The sequence below is a fragment of the Clostridium aromativorans genome (assembly GCF_020908015.1).
Classification (GTDB): Bacteria; Bacillota; Clostridia; order Clostridiales; family Clostridiaceae; genus Clostridium_B; species Clostridium_B aromativorans.
Genome location: NZ_JAJJPB010000002.1, coordinates 182,625 through 200,855 on the forward strand (window position 1 = coordinate 182,625; position 18,231 = coordinate 200,855).

The window sequence follows — 18,231 nt, forward strand, 5'->3', positions numbered from 1 at the left end:
TAGTTATGTCACTTATTGAAGTGGATAAAGTCAGCTATGCCTATAGTGATGGCAGCCTGGCACTTAGAAATGTTAATATGAAGATAAAAAGGGGAGAAAAAGTGGCAATACTGGGGCCAAATGGAGCAGGTAAATCGACACTTTTCCACCTATTTAATGGAATTTCAAAACCTAAATCCGGCATTATTACGATAAATGGACTGAAAGTATGCAAAAAAAATTTAGTTAAAATAAGACAGATGGTAGGCATGGTATTTCAGGATTCCGATGATCAACTTTTTAATTCTACAGTTCGCCAGGAAATAGCCTATGGTCTTTTAAACATGGGAATGAGCGGAAAGAAGTTAGAAGATACCATAGCATGGGCGTTAGATGTGGTTGGAATGAAAGGATATGATGACAAAAGTCCCCATAATTTAAGCGGAGGACAGAAAAAGAGGATTGCACTTGCAAGTGTTCTCGCTATGAAGCCCGAGGTGATGGTGCTGGATGAACCTACTGCAGCTCTTGATCCCAGGGGAGTATACAAGTTGATTAAGCTTTTGGATCTTATAAATAAAAAGCTGAAAATTACTTTGATTTTTGCCACCCATGATGTAGATACAGTTCCTCTTTTAGCTGATACAGTTTATCTTTTAGATAAAGGAAGCATTGTGATGGGAGGTACTACTGAAGAAGTATTCAATCAAAAAGAGCTTATTCGAAAAATTAATTTAAGGCTTCCAAGAGTAGCTCATTTAGTTGAAATACTAGGTAAGGATGGAATGTTAAATGTGGATAGCCTTCCACTTACTATTGGTCAGGCAAAAGAAGTTCTGGAAAACCACCGGGGGTCGTGAATAAATTGTGAACAAAGCTTAAATTTTTCTAGAAGCACAGTTTGATTATTATAGGTATGGTTATTATGGACAACAGGGAAGAAAAAGATACTATAAAGGCTGAATACTCCTTGTCCTTGTTGAAATTTTCTGCAAAGATTGTTGTAAAAGCGCCGGCAGGCATAGCCTGCATTAAAATCAGCGTTTTTATGACAATGGAATTTTCACCACATAAAATTGAAATAAGATACAGTGCTCCAGGTAAAATTATGAGTTTTATGAGTGAGCCATAGTACAAACTCTTGTCCTTTATAATCTTTCTAAGCTCACTTCTTGACAACAAACTTCCTATTATAAGCATGGATATTGGGGTGGTAAGTCCTCCCACCATATTTATGGTATCCATGAGTATAATAGGTATTTTTATTGAAAAAATCATTATTATGAGTCCTATAAAAGAGGAAATTATTCCAGGATTTTTTAAAGATTTTTTCAGGCCTTTGAGGCTCTTTTTATTATTAAAGAGCATTACTCCGTAAGTCCATACAAAAATGTTGAAAAGTATATTGAAAACAGCAGCATACACCACTCCTTCCTTTCCAAAAACGCTTTGGGCCACCGGAAATCCCATGAAACCGCAGTTGGAAAACATCATGGCAAACTCAAGAGTATTTCTTTTTTTCTTATCGATTATAAGGAGCAGTGGTTTTACCAAAAAGGGAGTCAGTGCAAATATTAAAAAGCTGTATATAAATGATTTTGTTACGTTATCTGCTATCTCGGGTCCGTAAGAAATACTGAAGGAGGAAATGATCAGAAAAGGGGTTGTTATCTCTACCAACAGCTTGGACAATCCATTTGAAAAATTTTCTCCTATTATGTCTTTTTTCCCGCCGTAAAAACCCACCAGGGCGACTAGAAATAGTGATGTTATCTGTGTGATTACCGTGTTAACTCCCATATTTAAACCTTCCTGTAAATTTTATTCCCGTTGACTAGCATAGCAAGTATTGTTATAAAAGTCAACAATCAGCATATCTTTAAGTTATGAATAGAAAGTACTGTTGTTTATGAGTTTTAAATAAAAATGTGATATATTATCAAAACTTCATGCAGACCTTGAGTATGAAAGTCCTATGCCCTATTTTTTTGATATTGTGGATTATACGCATTTGAATCATCAAAAATTAAAAGAACACATCGATAGAGTAGGAAAAATTATTTACAAGAATAAAAAAAGAGGTTAGATCAAGTGTTTCTTGGGTTCAGATGGAGTTTGTTTATAAGAAATACTTTTCTCCATCTGAACATTATTTAATATTTGTTCTTTGCACTTTTTTTCAAGTTTGTTATCTGCGCCTTTGATATTTCTGTATAAATCTATGAAATTCATATGATGGGTATTTTTAGAGTCATATTTTCCTATTCTGAAGGTAAATTCCACAGCAGGTCCAATTCCCACTGCAGATATCAGAGTGCCAATTCCAGCAGGGCCTCCTAAAAAGAATCCTATTATCAAAACTGTAATTTCCATGCTTCCTCTTATAAGCCACACTGGTTTATTCAGCTTTTTTACAAGACCTTCCATGAGTCCGTCTCTGGGACCAGCGCCCAGCTCAACTCGCAGATAAAAATATGTGGATATGCCCATGAGTATAATAGATAGTATGAGCATCAATATTTTCCCTGTAATATTTTGAGGTGTTCTAAATATACCTGTGTTGTTCATTAAATCCACGAAGATTCCAACGAAAAACATATTAAACACGCTTCCAATTCCGGGAATTACTCCGAGAAAAATCGAAAGCAGTATTATGCCAAGGCCTACGATTTGAGTTACTTGTCCTAAAGAAAAAATGGAATGATTTACTATACCCATGTGAAAAACATCCCAGGGGCTCATTCCAAGTTTTGAATAGAGTGCCAGAAGTATTGATATAGAACATAAAAAAAAGCCAAAAAATAGAGAAGGCATTTTAAATAATAATTCTATACATATGCTTTTATAAAATTTCATGATTTATTCCACCGTCTCTTTCCACAATGTAATTTTATATTAGAAGTTTAATAGAGAATTGTCAACTACTATAATATTTAAAGCAATTCCGGCCGCTTTTTTTTGCAAGATAAAGTGCTTTGTCTGCATTATTAATGCATTTTTGTATATCGTCTTCGCTAATTATATGCATGGAAAATACACCTAAACTCACAGTTATAAAAGAAGAGCACTTTAGAGCCTCATTTGAGACTTGAATTTTAGAAATAGCATCCATTATATTTTTGGCAGTTTTTAAAATGTCTTTTTTTCCTGTATTAAAGGCTGCATAAATGAATTCATCACCGCCCCACCTGGCAGCAAATCCAGAAAATTGCTTGGCAATTGAATTTATCTGTCCGGCTGTTTTTACAAGCACTTTATCTCCATATATATGTCCATAACTATCGTTAAACCATTTAAAATTGTCAATATCTATTACTATTATGGAAAGCAAAAAATTTGTCTGATTGGTATTTTCGAAAGGTATATGCATATAGTTGTTGAAGCTTCTTCTATTTGCAATACCTGTCAGCTCGTCAATAGATGAAAGGCTTTTAAGCAGTCTGTTTGCCTCTTCCAATTTATTGTTAATGGATTTATTCAGTAATGTTTCATACCTCAAAAGCCGGTTTGATTTTTTTAACATTGTAGTGCTCTTATATGTTTTACAATAATTATTATATATAACTCTTGAAACAAAAAAACAGATTGGAATAAATAGGCCCAGATTAAAATAATGTGTAATCAATGTGATACTGTATTTTTGAAAAAATGGTAATCCTATAATTAGAACCAGGGAGGATGATAAAATTGAAATCAAAAAACTGCCTGTAGACATTATAAAAAAGCTGGAACAGGTCATCATATTTATCATAAAAACCATCAGGTGGCCATAGTGTTCCTGGTCAATTAAGGAAATGATACTTCCCCATATCATGATAAAATTTATATAAAGCACTATTGTAAGTTCATTTTTCCTTATTGTTTTGACAGTGTTATTTGCAATTTGGAAGTTTTTATAATATATTGATAAAAATAGCAAGTTCATTCCGATAAAAATTATATAAAATGGCAGATAAATAAAGATATAATCTTTATAGGGATAATATATTGAGCCTGCGATATTTACGATTATGAACCATATTTGACAGATAATAAATACTTTTGCCAGTATCCTTAATCTTGAGATATTATTTTTGACCATATCTGTTCTGAAATTTATATCATCGTATTTTTGGAAAAAGATCTTCTTAAAAAAATTGTTTTTCATAAGACATCCCTCTGAATAAGTTATGGACAATTATATCATTCTATTTTATAAAAATCAATAAAAAGGACAACTATCCTATGAAGTATTTGAGTACATTCACTTTGACAAATAGGGTAAAATAGATATTGATGGGTGACACTATATTTGCTGTAGGAGAATAATAATGTATAGAAAATTAAAGATAGTGAACAGGGGAACTGATCCCGAGGACAACAGGTGGTTTTCAAAAGAATCTGTTTTAAAGCTTCAAAAAGCACAGCAGGAGGTAGAATGGCTTCTTAACAGGAATTATAAAGTATCTTCTATTTTAGAGATGGTTGGGAATCATTATCAGTTCTCCTCCAGACAAAGAGATGCTTTGAGGCGTTCAACTGCATCCTATGAAAAAATAAAAATAAGAAAATCGAAATGCCTTCCTCCTGATTCATTGAGAGACGAGTTTTTGTATATAGATGGATTTAATCTTATTATTACATTGGAAACAGCCTTTTCGGGGGCTCCTGTGATTTTGTGTAATGATGGGACTTTCAGGGATTTAGCAGGTCTTAGAGGTACCTATAATATTGTTGACAAAACCCATTATGCTCTGAATGCCATAGGGAAAAAACTTGATGATATGCATGTCTGCGGGGTCAATTTCCTGCTTGACAGGGGCGTATCAAATTCGGGAAGGCTGAAAAAATTTATTTTGGAACATTCTGTAGAATGGCATGCCGATACGGAAGTAAATCTTATGAATGGGGTGGATTCTTTTTTATATGAAAAGGAAAATATAGTGACAAGCGATTCTATAATACTTGATGAATGTTTCAGCTGGTGCAATCTTGCCAGGTCTATTATAGAGGATTACATAACCGATGCTAATATAGTGAATTTAAGCGGTAAAATATAAGAAAAACTTAAATGGGCATAAAGTTCAAAGATCCAAACTTTGAACTTCATTTTTAAAACAGCCGATTTTTTTACCCTAAAAATTTTTTTATGGTGATTTTCAATTTTTCAAGAGGAAATGGTTTTGAAATATAGTCGTCCATACCACTCCCAATGCACATTTCCCGGTCTCCCAGCATTCCATATGCAGTCATTGCCACTATGGGTACATGATTTCCAGTATGGATTTCATTTTTCCTTATTATTTTTGTGGCTTCAAGTCCATTTAATTCAGGCATCTGTATATCCATGAGTATTAGATCCACAGAAGTATTTTTCAAAAGCTTCAATGCCTGTTTTCCTGTATATGCGCATTGATAACTGTATTTTAAATTTTTTATCATATTTCGGACTATCTGCATATTTATATCATTATCTTCAACTATGAGAATGGTTTTATCCATGTTTTTTGATGATGATTTCCTGTTTTCATCAAAATTAGATGAGGAGTTGTTAGATGATTCACTAAAATCCAGAAAGAATTCTGATGTGAAATAAAAGGTGCTTCCGAGATTTTCTGTGCTTTCAAACCATATATCACCATTCATGATTTTTACCAGTTCTTTTGATATTGAAAGGCCAAGTCCCGTGCCTGAATAATCTTTGCTGTATGATATACCCTGCTGAGAAAATTTTTTAAAAATTTCCTTTTTAAATTCATCCTTGATTCCAATGCCAGTATCTTTTATGGAAAATTCAAGTATTATTTTTTCATTTATCTGTGATAATAATTTAATCTTAAAAGTTATTCTTCCGCTCTGTGTGAATTTAAGTGAATTATTAAATAAATTTATCAGCACTTGTCGTAATTTTAATTCGTCACCGGCCATTTTATAAGGTATAAGGGAATCCATGTAATAAGTAAAACCTATATTTTTCTTTTCACAGGCAAATGAAACTTCCCGTACGAAAACGTCAATCATATTTTTAAAATTAAATACTTTTATACAGAGATCAATGTTTCCCGATTCTATTTGGGATATATCTAAAATATTGTTTACTATACCAAGTAGATGTTTTGAGGAATTCTTTAATATTTCAATGTATGACTCTTCATCTTCATTTATATTCATTAATCCAAGTAATTCAATAGCTCCTATAATGCCATTTAATGGAGTTCTGATTTCATGGCTCATGTTGGCTAAAAACTGGCTTTTGGCCCTATTTGCATTTTCTGCTTCTATTTTAGCTTTTTCTGCCTGTTGTTTAGCCTTGCTCAATTCTTTATAATTAGTTCTCAGCTCTTCCTCGGTGGCTGCCAGTTCTTCATATATAGAAGAGAGCTCTTCATATTTATTTTTCAATTCCTGTTCAGATTTTATCTTTTTAGTTATGTCTCTGGCAATAGTAGATGCTCCTATGACTTTATTGTCCTCATTGTAAATAGGTGAAACACTTATTGATATGGGAAGTTTTGTACCATTTTTGCGCATACGTACAGTTTCGTAATGATTTATCCTTATGTTATTTTTTACTTTGTCTAATATTGAAACAATATCTTCTTTACTTTCATCGGGTATAATCGTGGATATACTTTTACCTATGATTTCTTCTTTGCTGTATCCGTAGAGATTTTGAGCTCCCTTGTTCCAGCTCGTAACAATACCCTTTAAATCCTTGGTTAAAATTGCATCTTCAGAATTTTCAATAATGGAAGCTAGTCTTCTTAAGGTATCTTCTTTTTTTACTCTAACTGTAATGTCTTTTATTACAGTTAAAAATAGTATTTCTGAATTATATTTAATTTTAATGTAGGACACTTCAACGGGAAAATTTGAGCCGTTTTTGGTGTGATGCAGGGTTTGAAAGTTTATTTTTTTACCTTCTGATCTTTCAAATTGCTGGTCCATATGAAATGATTCGTTTGAAGATCCTAGATCAGATATTTTCATGGATAATAGTTCTTCCATTGAATATCCGTAACATTCTACTGCATTTTTATTGGCATACAGGATTTTTCCTTTTAAATTAACTACCAATACAGAATTTTTAGAGTTTTCCAGTGTATCTTTGTCTATTATAAAATTGTTTTGAATATTTTTATTACTTGCTGGATCAATCAATTTAAATTCCTCCAAAGTTCCTTTTTTTAATTAGAATTTTTTCAGCTTTATCCATAGTAAGTGGTCTGCTAAAATAATATCCCTGGATTATACTGCATCCAATTTCTGAAAGTAAGTTCAGCTGTTCTTTTGTTTCTACGCCTTCGGCAATTATTTCATAGTTCAATGATTTTGACAGGTCAATCATGCATTTTATTATGGATTTATTTTTTTTGTTGTAGATATTATTGATAAATGATTTGTCTATTTTTATTGTACTAATTGGCAGAGTGGTCAAGTAATTCAGTGAAGAATAGCCTGTCCCAAAATCATCTATGGAAATTTTAACTCCCCTTTTTAGAAGTGTATTTATAGTTTCAATTTTATAGCTAAATAGATCTATTAAAGTACCTTCTGTTATCTCGATTTCAAGCAGAGAAGGTGAGATGCCATATTTTTCATATATGCTTATAAACCTGTTTGCAAAATTGTACTTTTTTAATTGAATGGGGGAGACATTTATAGATATTTTTTTCAAATCATGATTTTTTGCTTTCATTTTATTGATTGTTTTACATACGGAGTCCAGTACCCATTCACCGATTTCTACAATATTTCCTGTCATTTCTGCTATTGGTATGAATTCATCGGCAGGAACAGATCCAAGTTTTGCATTTTGCCACCTCAACAGAGCTTCGAAGCCTACTACCTGGTTTTTTACAGTATCTACCTGAGGTTGATACAGTACATAAAATTCATTGTTTTTTACAGCTGACTTCAACTCCTGCTCAATATCGATTTTTCTGCGATATGAGTTTAATATTTGACGTTGAAAAAAGGTAAAAGTATTTTTCCCGTTAATTTTGGACTGATATAATGCTAAATCGGCATATTTGTATAGCTCGTCTATATCACTGGCATCTTTCGGAAATATAGTAATACCCATGCTTATTGTTATATATATTTTGTCACCTTTAACTTCAAATGGCTTTTTTAAATAATTGAATATATTGCCGCATAATTTTAATAGTTCATCAGATGAATTGAATTCATTGGTAAGTATTATAAATTCATCTCCACTTATACGATATAATTTTCCTAAACATTTTATACATGAAATAATCAGCTGGCAAAAGATAATCAATAGTAAATCACCGTAATCATGGCCGAAAGTATCATTGACTAATTTAAAGTCGTCTATATCCATAAACATCAATGCGCCCTTTTGTGAATTGTCCAGAGCTGCTTTGAGGTCGTTTACAAATAGAAGCCTGTTTGGAAGATCTGTTAAAGAATCATAATAGGCAAGATGATCAATGTGTCTTTCCAGTGTCTTCTTTTCAGTAACATCTTCTATTGATCCAGATATCAAGCTGATCTTACCTTGAATATCCCTAGAGGCTTTTCCCCTGATAAGTATAAATTTAATTTCTTCAGCATTGGTTGAAACTCTAAACTCACTTTTATATGTGGAGGCATTTCCATTGAGGAAAAAAATCAGATCATTTTTGGCACTTGCTGTATCGGCATCAGCAGCAGTTTTTTGAATAAAATCAAATAGATCTTTAAAATTGTTTTTACTATTTTCAATTATGTGACTATAATTGCTGGATAAAAAAAATGTACTATTTTCTATATTCCACTCCCAAAGTGCTATGTCAGCTCTTTTTAAGGCTCTTAAATAAATTTGTTCATTTCCTTTACTGTGAATGCACATATTGACCTCCTTTCAATTTAAGTTTGACAGGTTAATGTTGAAGGTTAGGGAAAAATATCATATTTAAGGTAAATTTATTAATATTATATCATAATATGGCATGGTTATTTAAGTATAATTAGGTATACCTAAAAAATTGAAATCAATTATCTTTTTCTAACACAGAGCTGCTTTTATCCAATGGTAATTCTTCAACTGACCTCAATTTTCTCTCTATTGTCCTGGATTTTCTTGAGGCTGTTTCTATGGTATTGCTGGCTTCCTGAAGCTTTTTCTGGGTCTTTTCAAGTATAGCACCAAATTTTGAGAATTGAGTTTTTACTGCACCCAGCAGTTCCCAGACTTCACTGGAGCGTTTTTCAATTGCCAGAGTTCTGAAGCCCATTTGGAGGCTGTTTAAAAAAGCTGATATTGTGGAGGGGCCTGTTATTATGATCTTAAGATTTCTTTGCAGCTGTTCCATAAGACCAGCTTCTTTTGCTACTTCTGAATAGAGGCTTTCCGTGGGGAGAAATATAATACCGAAATCCGTTGTATTTGGAGGATCTAAATATTTTTTATTTACGTCCTGAGCTTCGGATCTTATTCTGGCAATCAGGGCTTTTTTTGATTGTTCCAGTAACAGCTTGTCTCCATTTTCCTCTGCATCCAGTAATTTTTGATAATCCTCCTGGGGAAATTTTGAATCTATAGGTAGATATATAAATTCTTTTTTTTCATCTTTGGATGGAATCTTAATGGCAAATTCAACTCTTTCATTGCTGCCTTTTTTTGTTGCCACGTTTGTTTCGTATTGTTCTTTTGTCATAATATCCTCCAATATGGACTGCAGCTCAATTTCACCAAATGTTCCCCGCACTTTTATATTTGAGAGAGCTCTTTTTAAATCATTGACACCATTTGCAAGGCTTCCTATTTCACCCAGCTGTTTGTAGAGAATTTCCAGTCTCTGACTTATGGAGGAAAAGGATGTGCTGAGCTTTTTATCCAGGGATTCATTGAGTTTTTTGTCAACCAGAGTTCTCATTTCATCGAGTTTTTTACTGTTTTCATTTTGCAGTCCTAAAATTCTTGTTTCTATTGTATCTCTCATCTTGTTGAGCTTTTCTTCATTGGAATTTGTAAGAGCTAGAAGCTGTTTTGAAAAACTGTCAAGCTGGTTTTTCTGTATATCGGAAATATTTTTGAGGTTATTTGAAAGCTCAATATTGCTTTGAGTTTTTAAAGAACTGTTTTCTTGTCTATTTCTTGAAAATTCATCTTTTATTGTAGAATCAATATTTATAAATATGTCTTTTATTGATCTATGTAAATTTGAAATATCTTTTGAACTGATGCTGGTGTTTTTTTTAATTAACAATATAGATGTTAAAATCACATTTGCCATTATGAGTAATATAGTAATAATCTCCATAAAATCACTCCATTTACAAAACTATTGTATAATTATTATAATATTGTTTTTCCGGAAAATAAATAGATCCTTTTGAAATAGCTTTTTTATATTTTATATGAATTTATAGTATTATATTGTGAATTTTGATAAAATTAATATATAAATGGTTATTAACTCGTATGGTAGAATATTTTATAGAGGAGGATTTTTCATGGATGATAGAATTGTAAATTTTAATGATATTAAAAATAAAGCTCGGGAAAAGGATGTTGAAAAGTTTGAAGATTACGTATATGGACTTTCTTATGACATGTCTCAGGGAAAGCTCTCTATGGGCGATTTTTATAAAAACATTCAGGAGTATATGGAAAAAAATAATATATCCCAGGAGAAGCTGTTTAATATTCAGAAAGAGCTTATGAAAAGGTATGGATTTAATATGGAGGATATAGAAAAACAGATGAAAAGTATGGGCATTGATATGCCTGCTATGGGAAAAGGTGTAGATTATGAAAGCCTGAGAAAAAAGATGGGCTTTCAGGAAAAATACAAAAGCAAAATGGGAAATATAACTATGATTACGTATAGTATAAAAAATTCCTTGAATGATTTAAACGTATTTATAAGCGAGGAAAAAATTATTTTAAAAAGTGGTGGGAAGATAGATTTAAAAGATCCGGAACTGAATGAATTCCTGTGCTCTTATAAAAAAGTGATGAAGGATAGAGAACTTCAGGTATCTCTGTGTGAAAATGCAGGAACGTTTCAGTATTGATTGCAAGGGCAGGGAGCCCTGCAGGAGATATTTTTGTGCAGGGTTTTTGTAATTTTAAATCATCACAGCATATTTTTCAGTGAATTTACATCTGTAACAGGTTTATGGCAGGTGAAATTTTCACAAATGTATACGGTGGTTTTTCCTCGTACAGCCAGATAATCTCTGATGGAAGGGAATATGTTTTCCAGATTTTCGTTTAAATGGGAGTATAAAAGCGAAATAGAAAAAGGGTTATATTTTTTGTTTATTAGAGCAACTGCTTTTTTTGTATCTTCGGTATTGTCACCAGCTGATAGAATGATCTGCCTGGTGGGGTATTTGTAAAATAATATTCCGCACAGCAAAAATGAATATGCTGTGGGAAAACTGTTTACTTCGCTGGCAAAGTTTTTAAATAGTTTCTGAATTTTATCCTCAAATTCATATACTGGGGTTAAATGGGATAATCGCAGCATATTTAGTACAGCTGCAGAGTTGCCGGAGGGAATGGCACCGTCATATATTTCCTTTGGTCTTGTAATAAGCTGCTCACTGTCGCTGCCGTAAAGGAAAAAGCCTCCATTTTTTTCATCCCAGAAAAATTTAAACATGTCTTCGTTTAGCTCAAGGGACTTTTCCAGATATTCTGGATTATAGGTGGATTCGTATAGTTCTATCAGTCCCCATATCAAAAAGGCATAATCGTCCAAATAGCCGGCAATAGAGGATTCACCCTTGCAATAACGTGCCATTAGGCGGCCGCCTTTCCCGATCAATTCTTTAAAGATAAAATCAGCTGCTTTTTTTGCAGCTGCAGTGTATTTTTTGTTGTTCAAAACCCTTCCAGCTATGGAAAGGGCTGCAATCATGAGGCCATTCCAGGAAGTCAGTATTTTGTCATCTTTGTGCGGATGTATTCTTTTCTCCCTGCAGTCAAACAATTTCTTTCTGCAGTCTTTTATAAAGTCTGTATCTTCCTCCGAAATTGAGGAATCAATTAAGTTGGGTATGCTCTTACCTTTAAAATTGCCGGAAGCTGTTATATTGAAACAGCGGCAGAATTTAGTGCCTTTTTCTTCTCCCAGTACTTTTTTTACTTCCTCAGGGGACCATACATAAAATTTGCCTTCTTCACCCTCGGAGTCCGCATCTTCTGCAGAATAGAAACCGCCTTTTTTTGAAGTCATATCTCTTAAAACATAGGTAAGTGTGTTTTCTGCCGTTTCGGAATATTTTTTATTGCCCGTTATCTGAAAAGCTTCTACATAGGCTATAGCGAGCAGTGCATTGTCATAGAGCATTTTTTCAAAATGCGGAACAAGCCATTTCCTGTCTGTAGAATAGCGGCTGAATCCATATCCTATGTGATCGTATAGTCCTCCTCTCTGCATGAAGTCCAATGTTTTTTCCACCATTTCAAGAGCGCAGCTGTCTTTGGTTATGTGGAAATATCTCATGAGAAAAAACAGGTTATGAGGAGTTGGAAATTTTGGAGAACCGCCGAATCCTCCGTATACACTGTCAAAATTTTGCTTGAATTCGGAAAAGGCTTTTTTAAATATATCTTTTGATATACCTTTTATAGGAGCTCTACTTGGTTCCGATATTGAATTCATTATGGAATTACTTACCTGCAGGAGCTGGTTTCTGTTGTCCTTCCAGGCAGAGGAAAGATATTTCAAAATACTTGTCAGTCCCAAAGTTTCACCTATATCCTTTTTGGGAAAATAGGTCCCGGCAAAAAAAGGTTTCTGCTCCGGAGTCATGATCACTGTAAGGGGCCATCCGCCGCTGCCTGTAAGTGCTTGACAGACTTTCATATAGACGCTGTCTATATCAGGTCTTTCCTCTCTGTCTACTTTTACAGATATAAAATTATTGTTCAGTATTTCAGCTATCCCTCTATCTTCAAAACTTTCCCTTAACATCACATGACACCAATGGCAGCACGAATAACCTATAGAAAGGAATATTGGTTTATCTTCGACTTTCGCCTTTTCAAAGGCCTCCTTGCCCCAGGGATACCAGTCCACAGGATTGTGTGCATGTTGAAGCAGGTATGGAGATTTTTCATTTATTAATCTATTAGGTGTATTTGTTGAATTATTCATAAAACCACCTCCTCTTTTCAAGTTTGATTATAGTATATCCTAAATAAATTATAATATAACAGGCCTTTAGTGCTCAATTAGCTTCTAAGCCTATATCCTGCGCCCCAAACTGTTTCTATATATTGGGGATGTGAGGGATCAAACTCTATTTTCTCCCTTATTCTCCTTATGTGTACGGTAACTGTAGCATTGTCTCCCATTGAGTCAAGTCCCCATATGTTTTCAAATAATTCCTCACGGCTGAATACTATGTTTGGATTTTGAGCCATATAGAGAAGAAGGTCAAATTCCTTTTGAGCCAGAAAAACTTCAGTGCCATTTACGAATACCTGTCTGGAATCCTTTAATATTTCAAGTCCTCTTATAGTTACTTTAGAACATTTTGAAGTGAATTTATTTTTTATTCTCTCGTAATTTTGAATGTGGGATTTTACTCTTGCCACAAGTTCACTTGGACTGAAAGGTTTTGTGATGTAGTCATCTGCCCCCAAAGTAAGACCTTTGATCTTGTCTATTTCCTCTTTTTTGGCAGAAACCAGGAGTACGGGAATATCTTTTTTGTCCTGTATGCTGCGTAGAATACTGTATCCGTCTATTTTAGGAAGCATTACGTCTAAAATCAAAAGATCAAATTCATGTTTATTAAGTGTATTTAGGCCCTCCATACCATCTGTGCATATTGTGACTTCAAATCCCTCCAGTTCAAGATAATCTCTTTGAAGTTCTGCTATGCTTAAGTCATCTTCAATTATTAAAATTTTTTTCATAATTACCTCTCTTGTCTGTATGTATTTATAATTTTACCAAGGGATATTATTATGCTTGTGCCCTCAGTTCCATGGGAAATAGCCCATATTTTTCCATTGTGACCTTCTACGATCTGTTTTGATATGGCAAGTCCCAGGCCGCTTCCACTGATGTTGCTTCTCGATGAATCTTCCCTGTAAAATCTGTTGAAAATTTTATTTACGTTATCCTGACCAATTCCGCAGCCGTTGTCTCGTATTTCGATTATAATGCTTAAATTGGTTTCCCTTAAAAATATAGTTATCTGTCCATGGGTTTTGTCCATATATTTTTTTGAGTTGCCTATAATATTTAATACAACTCTCATAAACCTCTCTCTATCTATCATAACATATTTTGAATTTTTAAGATGATTTTCCAGTTTGATTTTTATATTGGATTCTTCGAGTTCGGGTTCATTCTCTGAAATACAATAGTTGAAGTATTCTACAATATCCGTTTTTTCATAATTGAAGGGAATCTGCTTCAGATCCAGTTTGGAATACAGAAGAAGATCGTCTATCATGGAGTTCATCTGTCCAGTTTTGGAATATATGGTTTTTAAATAATGTTCTAATTTTTGGGGAGTGCTTGCCACTCCGTCTAAAATTCCCTGCACGTAGCCTTCTATAGAGGTTATAGGAGTCTTCAAGTCATGGGATATGCTGGATAAGAGCATCTTCCTGTTTTCATCATATTTCATTCTCATTCTCACAGAATCCTTAAGCTGTATTCGCATTTTTTCAAAATCAGCACAGAGTTCCTTTATTTCTCTGTCTCCGCTTTCCACAATTTTAAAATTAAGGTCACCATGACTTATTTCTGCCGTAGCCTTTTTTAAAAGGGTGATGGGTTCCAGTATTTTTTTGGAAAATATATAAGATATAATTACACTCATCGAGGCAAAACAGATAAGAAATGTAAGAAGTATGGTTATAATAAAACTTTTAAAAATATCCGGTTCTACTGCAGCTGGAACCAGGAATATAACTTTGCCGTAAGTCCCGTCCCTGAATACCAGTGGAAATCTGTCAATTGAGTAATAAATATTATCTATCTGCAGGGAATTATTCAGCCTTTTGTCTGATTCCTTTAAAGATTTTGCTATGTCGATTTTTTCCAGATTCTGTGAAGAAAATTCAATATTTCCGTTTTTGATTATTATAATTTTTCCATTTACAACGGAGAGCTTTTCCGTCAGATATTTTTGAAATTCTTGATCTCCCTTTATACTTTTGGTACTTGATTTTGCTATGTCTTTAGTTACATTTAACAATTCTGATTTTACGAGGGAAACTTTTTTGAAATCTCTGTAAGTTATATTTGCATTAAAAAATTTTGAAGAAACAAATATAAATATTAAGGCAACTACAGCTGTAACTATGAATGGAACTATTATAGTCAGATTATTGTAGATTATAAGACGCTTTTTTATATCCATTTTTATTCCTTTCATAGGCTAGAAATCTTTATTATCGAATATATAATATCCAGCTGTATACAATATTATAGCATAACTGAGCATCATCATGAATTCTCGAAAAATTTTAAGGAGAGGAATATTGTCCATGATCCACAGGTTATACCACCCGAACATGGATGTGAAAAAAATGCCGGAATAAGCAGGTAAGAAGATTTCCAATGCCTTAAAGGCAATGAATACAAGTATGGACAGGAAAAATACGGCTATTCCACTTTTAAATATATTTGCAAATAGAACAATTACAAGGCATAGAATTACCATGGGAAACAGAGTTACTGCATAGGAAATTATTATTTTAAGTATATACGACAGATTGAGGGAATTCGAATTGAATATAAGTCCTGATATTATGGAAAATATCATGGACAATGCCAGCATTGAAAATATAAATATACATATGGATGCTATTTTTGCTGAATACAGTTTTAATCTGGTAATGGGTCTTGTCAGGGTTATTTTCATGGTGTTTTGAGAAAATTCACCGCAAAAACTATCTATAGTGACAAGCGCTACAAATAGTGGAAGCAGGGTATTTATAATTATGGAAAGAATGAGGAGGGGAAATTCACTGCTGGAAACTCCCTGTACACCAAAATTATTTCTCACCAGGGATATGAAAATTTGCCCAAATACAATAAAGATCAGAGAAAGCACAACCGCCGCCGTGGCTTTTTTCTTTTTATACAATTTTTCCATTTCATTTATTAAAGCTTGTTTAAATTCTACCATTTCTCTCTACCTCGCTGATAAAATAATTTTCAAGGGAAGCATAGTTATTCAATATGTTTTCTGTGCTGTCCACATTGATAACCCTGCCGTTATATAGTATTCCAATATGTTTGCAGGTCAATTCAATATCATGGATAAGATGGCTTGAAATAAAGAAAGTGGTTCCTTCCTTTTCCGCCAGGTTCTTGATGATATTTCGAACATTTATCATTCCCTCTACATCCATGCCGTTTAAAGGTTCATCTAGAATTACTACTTTGGGTTTTGACAGCAGCGCAGATGCAATTCCAAGTCTCTGTTTCATTCCAAGGGAAAACCTTGCAGGCTTTTCGTCCTTGTGTTTCAGGAGTCCTACAACATCTAAAATTTCTGTGATTCTGCCGGTATCCACATCTTCATAATATCTGGAGAACTGTCTTAAGTTTTCAAAAGCAGTCAAATATGGATAGGTCTCTGCAGTTTCAATGATGCATCCAACGTTGTAGATTGCCTTTTCAAATTCCGTCAAAATACTGTGACCAAGTATCTTCACATCACCTCGATCCGGCTTCATGAGACCTGTCATTATTTTCATAGCTGTGGTTTTCCCGGCGCCATTTGGCCCCAGAAAGCCAAATATATCTCCTTTTTGAATATCGAGGTTTATGTCGTCTATGCCTCTTCCATTTTTGTATGTCTTGCATAAATTTTTTATTTCAATAGCGTTTTCCATCTATACACCTCTCTTATTTAAAGTTCAATTACCAGTGTTTAAATATTAAATTTGGAAGATTTTCGGCATTAGCCGAAAATCTTCACCATAAATTATTAGTCAAATACCTTATTGTACTGGGAATCAGAGTTTGTAAGGGTATTTCCCTCTATGCTAAATTGTATGCCTGCATAGTTTGGATCAAGATATAAATTGCCTTTTACAGTTCCCTTTGCATCTGCAGTTGCAGTTATGTCCGCATTGAAATCATTACCACCAATTTTCTGTTTATCAAAACTGCCGCTGAAATTCAATTTCTGATTTCCCTCTTCATAGCCCTTTATATATTTTGCTTCATAAGTTCCGCTTACAGTATTGGTATCTATTTTTTCAATATTTACTGTTCCTTCACCTATTTTTATAAATTTTCCATCCTTTTCAATTACTATATTGTGGGTATATTTTCCAAGGTATTTTTCAGGATTGGATAATTTGTCTGTTTCAGAGGATTTAGCAGTCTGTACTATTGTCTTTTTACCTGAAAGATCGGGCTTTTTAACTGCAGTTGAATTTATGCCGCTTATTTTCAAAAGCAGCTCAAAAGTCAAATTGTGATTTTGCCCATTTTTATCGGTACCTGAAATGACTCCTGAACCAAGTATGGTTTTGATTAAGCCGTTTTTGTCAACAGAGGCAGTTCCCTTGACATTTTTTACAAATATATTATTTGTAAGTTTGGGAACGCTGATCCTGTCGCCGGTTCTTCCTGTGCTTTCAGCAAATGAATTTTTGAATTGAAAGGATACAAGTGCATTTATAAGTGACGGGATCTGTGTGTTGTTTAAGGATCCGGAAATCTCCCTGGAGCCATCCTGCTTCACGTTGACTGAAACAGAATCTTTGAGATTTCCTACAATGGCATCTGCTATCTTTTCAATATCTGAAGCTCTGTCTTCATCAAAGGGATTTGTTATATTCCAGTTTGTGCCGTCTGTATAATTAGTCACATAGTAGGAGGGAGAATCCTTGGGTTTATTTATTATACTATTCTTGTCCATATAGTAATAATTTTCAGCTTTTTTTGAACCGTTGTAAACTGTACTTATATCCTCCTTTGATTTATTTGATAGATCGTATTTGAATATATTGTCACTGGAATATACTGTATTGGTGCCGTCCTTTATGACAAAGGACATATCTGCAGTATAGCTTGAAAGTCCGCCGGTGCAGGCTTTTGCAGTGTATTTTACCGAGTCCTTGAGCTGGTCATAACCGCTTTTGGATGTAACTTCGGCAAAAGCTGTAGTGGCAAACATTGCTATTCCTATAGTAAAACTTATTACCACAGCTGTTTTTTTACCTAGTTTCATTTTCACATCTCCTTGTATTTTATTTGGAAGTACTTCCTGATTATATTTTAAAATATATATCTCTATTTTGTATAAACTAATTATAAACAAAAT

General features: G+C 33.6%; 15 protein-coding genes. 3 read left to right on the forward strand and 12 right to left on the reverse strand.

Annotation, left to right across the window (positions count from 1 at the left end):
• The first annotated feature begins 5 nt into the window (after nucleotides 1-5).
• Nucleotides 6-839, forward strand: coding sequence for an energy-coupling factor ABC transporter ATP-binding protein (locus tag LN736_RS03585; RefSeq protein WP_150356294.1), 834 nt, complete (start codon nucleotides 6-8; stop codon nucleotides 837-839).
• 28 nt (nucleotides 840-867) lie between these two features.
• On the opposite strand, the gene LN736_RS03590 is transcribed toward LN736_RS03585, so the two are convergent.
• The 3 genes from LN736_RS03590 to LN736_RS03600 form a co-directional block, all read right to left on the reverse strand.
• Entirely contained in the window at nucleotides 868-1,779 is a 912-nt protein-coding gene (locus LN736_RS03590) for an AEC family transporter (RefSeq protein ID WP_179977080.1), read from the reverse strand.
• A 282-nt stretch (nucleotides 1,780-2,061) separates the two neighbouring features.
• The gene (locus LN736_RS03595) at nucleotides 2,062-2,835 is read right to left on the reverse strand and encodes a YczE/YyaS/YitT family protein (RefSeq protein ID WP_179977081.1); all 774 of its coding nucleotides are present in this window, start codon (nucleotides 2,833-2,835) and stop codon (nucleotides 2,062-2,064) included.
• 61 nt (nucleotides 2,836-2,896) lie between these two features.
• Nucleotides 2,897-3,502 carry a GGDEF domain-containing protein gene (locus tag LN736_RS03600; protein ID WP_179977082.1) on the reverse strand — a complete coding sequence of 202 codons (606 nt, stop codon included), beginning with the start codon at nucleotides 3,500-3,502 and terminating at the stop codon, nucleotides 2,897-2,899.
• 787 nt (nucleotides 3,503-4,289) lie between these two features.
• On the opposite strand from LN736_RS03600, the gene LN736_RS03605 reads away from it, so the two are divergent.
• Entirely contained in the window at nucleotides 4,290-5,018 is a 729-nt protein-coding gene (locus LN736_RS03605) for a DUF434 domain-containing protein (protein WP_150356296.1), read from the forward strand.
• A gap of 70 nt (nucleotides 5,019-5,088) precedes the next feature.
• Here the strand turns inward: LN736_RS03605 and LN736_RS03610 are convergent, their stop codons facing one another.
• From LN736_RS03610 to LN736_RS03620, 3 genes are all read right to left on the reverse strand, one after another.
• Nucleotides 5,089-7,119, reverse strand: coding sequence for a PAS domain S-box protein (locus tag LN736_RS03610; RefSeq protein WP_229980872.1), 2,031 nt, complete (start codon nucleotides 7,117-7,119; stop codon nucleotides 5,089-5,091).
• 1 nt (nucleotide 7,120) lies between these two features.
• A complete protein-coding gene (locus LN736_RS03615) occupies nucleotides 7,121-8,815 on the reverse strand; it encodes a putative bifunctional diguanylate cyclase/phosphodiesterase (protein WP_229980873.1) in 1,695 nt (564 codons plus the stop codon).
• 142 nt (nucleotides 8,816-8,957) lie between these two features.
• On the reverse strand, nucleotides 8,958-10,229 hold the full coding sequence (locus LN736_RS03620) for a DNA recombination protein RmuC (protein ID WP_150356298.1): 1,272 nt from the start codon (nucleotides 10,227-10,229) through the stop codon (nucleotides 8,958-8,960).
• 193 nt (nucleotides 10,230-10,422) lie between these two features.
• Here LN736_RS03620 and LN736_RS03625 point away from each other — a divergent pair, with 193 nt between their 5' ends.
• The gene (locus LN736_RS03625; protein ID WP_150356337.1) at nucleotides 10,423-10,986 is read left to right on the forward strand and encodes a DUF3867 domain-containing protein; all 564 of its coding nucleotides are present in this window, start codon (nucleotides 10,423-10,425) and stop codon (nucleotides 10,984-10,986) included.
• 62 nt (nucleotides 10,987-11,048) lie between these two features.
• Here LN736_RS03625 and LN736_RS03630 read toward each other — a convergent pair whose 3' ends face one another.
• The 6 genes from LN736_RS03630 to LN736_RS03655 all read right to left on the reverse strand — a co-directional run bounded on the left by LN736_RS03630 (nucleotide 11,049) and on the right by LN736_RS03655 (nucleotide 18,138).
• Nucleotides 11,049-13,079, reverse strand: coding sequence for a thioredoxin domain-containing protein (locus LN736_RS03630; protein WP_229980874.1), 2,031 nt, complete (start codon nucleotides 13,077-13,079; stop codon nucleotides 11,049-11,051).
• Between the two features lie 77 nt (nucleotides 13,080-13,156).
• Nucleotides 13,157-13,846 (reverse strand): response regulator transcription factor, encoded by a 690-nt coding sequence (locus LN736_RS03635; RefSeq protein WP_150356339.1) that lies wholly within the window; start codon nucleotides 13,844-13,846, stop codon nucleotides 13,157-13,159.
• Nucleotides 13,847-13,848: 2 nt separating this feature from the next.
• Nucleotides 13,849-15,306 carry a sensor histidine kinase gene (locus tag LN736_RS03640; RefSeq protein ID WP_229980875.1) on the reverse strand — a complete coding sequence of 486 codons (1,458 nt, stop codon included), beginning with the start codon at nucleotides 15,304-15,306 and terminating at the stop codon, nucleotides 13,849-13,851.
• An 18-nt stretch (nucleotides 15,307-15,324) separates the two neighbouring features.
• Nucleotides 15,325-16,077, reverse strand: a complete 753-nt coding sequence (locus LN736_RS03645; protein ID WP_150356341.1) for an ABC transporter permease — start codon at nucleotides 16,075-16,077, stop codon at nucleotides 15,325-15,327.
• Nucleotides 16,064-16,789: an ABC transporter ATP-binding protein gene (locus LN736_RS03650; protein ID WP_150356342.1), complete on the reverse strand. Its 726-nt coding sequence runs from the start codon at nucleotides 16,787-16,789 to the stop codon at nucleotides 16,064-16,066. Before LN736_RS03650 ends, LN736_RS03645 begins: the two co-directional genes overlap by 14 nt.
• Before the next feature lie 95 nt (nucleotides 16,790-16,884).
• Nucleotides 16,885-18,138 carry a hypothetical protein gene (locus tag LN736_RS03655; RefSeq protein ID WP_150356343.1) on the reverse strand — a complete coding sequence of 418 codons (1,254 nt, stop codon included), beginning with the start codon at nucleotides 18,136-18,138 and terminating at the stop codon, nucleotides 16,885-16,887.
• Between the last annotated feature and the right edge of the window lie 93 nt (nucleotides 18,139-18,231).

Bases quoted from the DNA above. Each gene is read 5' to 3' on its own strand.
- LN736_RS03585 (WP_150356294.1), top strand. From the start codon at position 6: ATGTCACTTATTGAAGTGGATAAAGTCAGCTATGCCTATAGTGATGGC.
- LN736_RS03590 (WP_179977080.1), bottom strand. From the start codon at position 1,779: ATGGGAGTTAACACGGTAATCACACAGATAACATCACTATTTCTAGTC.
- LN736_RS03595 (WP_179977081.1), bottom strand. From the start codon at position 2,835: ATGAAATTTTATAAAAGCATATGTATAGAATTATTATTTAAAATGCCT.
- LN736_RS03600 (WP_179977082.1), bottom strand. From the start codon at position 3,502: ATGTTAAAAAAATCAAACCGGCTTTTGAGGTATGAAACATTACTGAAT.
- LN736_RS03605 (WP_150356296.1), top strand. From the start codon at position 4,290: ATGTATAGAAAATTAAAGATAGTGAACAGGGGAACTGATCCCGAGGAC.
- LN736_RS03615 (WP_229980873.1), bottom strand. From the start codon at position 8,815: ATGTGCATTCACAGTAAAGGAAATGAACAAATTTATTTAAGAGCCTTA.
- LN736_RS03620 (WP_150356298.1), bottom strand. From the start codon at position 10,229: ATGGAGATTATTACTATATTACTCATAATGGCAAATGTGATTTTAACA.
- LN736_RS03625 (WP_150356337.1), top strand. From the start codon at position 10,423: ATGGATGATAGAATTGTAAATTTTAATGATATTAAAAATAAAGCTCGG.
- LN736_RS03630 (WP_229980874.1), bottom strand. From the start codon at position 13,079: ATGAATAATTCAACAAATACACCTAATAGATTAATAAATGAAAAATCT.
- LN736_RS03635 (WP_150356339.1), bottom strand. From the start codon at position 13,846: ATGAAAAAAATTTTAATAATTGAAGATGACTTAAGCATAGCAGAACTT.
- LN736_RS03640 (WP_229980875.1), bottom strand. From the start codon at position 15,306: ATGGATATAAAAAAGCGTCTTATAATCTACAATAATCTGACTATAATA.
- LN736_RS03645 (WP_150356341.1), bottom strand. From the start codon at position 16,077: ATGGTAGAATTTAAACAAGCTTTAATAAATGAAATGGAAAAATTGTAT.
- LN736_RS03650 (WP_150356342.1), bottom strand. From the start codon at position 16,789: ATGGAAAACGCTATTGAAATAAAAAATTTATGCAAGACATACAAAAAT.
- LN736_RS03655 (WP_150356343.1), bottom strand. From the start codon at position 18,138: ATGAAACTAGGTAAAAAAACAGCTGTGGTAATAAGTTTTACTATAGGA.